Source organism: Bacillus sp. TE8-1, assembly GCF_008368855.1.
In the GTDB taxonomy this organism is placed as follows: domain Bacteria; phylum Bacillota; class Bacilli; order Bacillales; family Bacillaceae_G; genus Bacillus_A; species Bacillus_A cereus.
This window is the reverse complement of sequence record NZ_QPET01000062.1, coordinates 1-2,212: the sequence shown is the minus strand read 5'-3', so window position 1 is coordinate 2,212 and position 2,212 is coordinate 1. Positions and strand designations below refer to the sequence as shown.

Here is a 2,212-nt window from a genome sequence, read left to right as displayed (position 1 = left end):
TAAGTTTTTTATTTCGTTTGTCGCTTTCGACGTTAATGTCATCGGCGACTTGTCCTATATTACACCTCTATATAATAATAGTCAATATTAATCTTTCATTTTTTTTAAAAAGATGAAAAAGACTCTCATACCCCCCTTTTATTTCTCATACATATCAATAAGATAACTGAAAGGAGTGTAGAACTTGTTCAATCCTTCTTTATTACACATCATAAGCTCCCATTCAAGAAGCCCACACTATCATAGGAAGTTTCCAATCATTCTTTTTTGGAGTCAAAAAAGCGGCTGTACTTCTCTTGCTAAATGGTTCTTTTACCAGATTGATTTATTACAAACCGCTCTAAGTTATAGTCCTTTCATTCATAATTATGAATATGATATATACAAAAGTACACCTGCCTATAGTGTACGACTAGGAGTAGCGTTACGAGAAAAACAAAAAGAAACTTTTAAACTTGTTCGTAACCCTTATAGGAGAGCAGTCAGTTCTTTCGTATCCTTAATTGGACCTCCTTATATGGAAAATCCCGAATGGAAACCCATCCGAAAGTTTTTATATCAAGATGAAAATTCCTCCAAAGGGATCTCATTTAAACAATTTCTATACTATCTATTTATAAAAGGGGCTCACGCAAGTGATATTAACCCACATTTCACACAACAATATATAGCTGGTGAAGAAGAATATGTGACCAATTATATATACTTAGAAAACTTCGATCAGGAAATGAAAGAATTAGAAAAGCGTTTCGAATTAAAAACCGCACCAATAAATGAGTTCTCAACATCATGGCATCATCAAACTCCCGCCATGATTTATAAAGGTAATTTTAGCGAAGGCGATATTACTGATCCTTTATTTCCACGTCATCCAACTTTTGAAAGCTTTTATGATACTGAATGTATACAACTTGTCCAAACAATATTTCAAAATGATTTCGACACATATAAATACAGCAAAGAATATCCATACTAACTTTAGTCTATTATCTTTGCTAAATAAAAAAGATACCTCATATATAAGGTATCTTTTTAACATTTCAATTATATAAATCATACTGTTTAACAGTCTCTATTCTCCACCTTGTTACCTTTTAATAGATTACATAACTTTTGCTTATCCACCCATCCTACTCCAATTAAGACTAAACTCGCTCCCATTATTACTCTCCATGTCAGAGATTCATTTAATAGAATAATTGAAGTAATAATACTTATTAATGGTAATGCATTTAAATATAATCCGCTTACTGATGCTGAAACTCTCTCTAGCGCTTTATTCCAAAACCAATACGCTAAAATTGTTGCTCCAATAACAAGGTATATTACACTAAGTCCCGTTTTCCAGGTTTCAACCTTTGGGAGACCGTAATAAAAAATTTCTACCAGTGCAAACGGTAAGAGAATAACAGCTCCAATAATTAAAGTTAATGTTGTAAAAACCTCGTTTGATAAATACTGTTCTTGTTTTGGTCGTTTTAGCAAAACTGTGTAGAAAGCAAATAGAAAAGTACTTAATAATATTAGTATATCTCCTATTAAGGACACTTCTTGATTAGCACTTTTAGATGGAATCGTAATAAAGAGTACTCCTATAGCACCCAATATAATTCCTATCCAATAATTCAATCGAATTTCCTCCTTTAAAAAGAGTGCTGAAAAAAGAATTGTAACTAATGGTAATGCAGCATCTATAATACTCACATGTAATCCACTTGTTAAAGAAATGCCGTAGGATGTAAACATAAAATAACCAGCTACACCGGTAAAAGCTAACAAACTCATTCTTTTCCATGGAACTTTTTTATGTACAACTGATTTTTGTAATTCCTTAAATGAGAATAGCATACAAATTCCACCTGCAAAGAAAAGACGAATAAATAACAAAGTAAACGGCTGAATAGATTCTAACGCCCATTTTGTTGGCGCAATGGCTGTGCCCCATAATATAACAGCCACTAATAACATGCATATTTCTTTCATAATTCCCCACACCCATCAAAAATATATGTTAACTACCTTAATTATAGATTTTTTCTAATGTAAAATCCTTTAAAAGCACAAAAGGTTATGTAAGATCACAAACATTCTTTTTACATCTGGACTATATTCTTGAAAAGGTAATTCTTACCTTTAAATTTAAAATAATAAAAATAAACACAAAAAAACCTAAGTCAAAACGACTTAGGTTTTTGCTTGGCGACGTCCTACT

Annotated in this window: 2 protein-coding genes; one reads left to right on the top strand and one right to left on the bottom strand. The window is 31.7% G+C overall.

Annotated elements, in window-relative coordinates:
- Nucleotides 1–184 precede the first annotated feature (184 nt).
- Complete coding sequence (locus DN404_RS30260; RefSeq protein WP_000483017.1) at nucleotides 185–976, top strand: sulfotransferase family 2 domain-containing protein; 792 nt, start codon at nucleotides 185–187, stop codon at nucleotides 974–976.
- A gap of 86 nt (nucleotides 977–1,062) precedes the next feature.
- On the opposite strand, the gene DN404_RS30255 is transcribed toward DN404_RS30260, so the two are convergent.
- Nucleotides 1,063–1,983 (bottom strand): DMT family transporter, encoded by a 921-nt coding sequence (locus DN404_RS30255; RefSeq protein WP_149215876.1) that lies wholly within the window; start codon nucleotides 1,981–1,983, stop codon nucleotides 1,063–1,065.
- Between the last annotated feature and the right edge of the window lie 229 nt (nucleotides 1,984–2,212).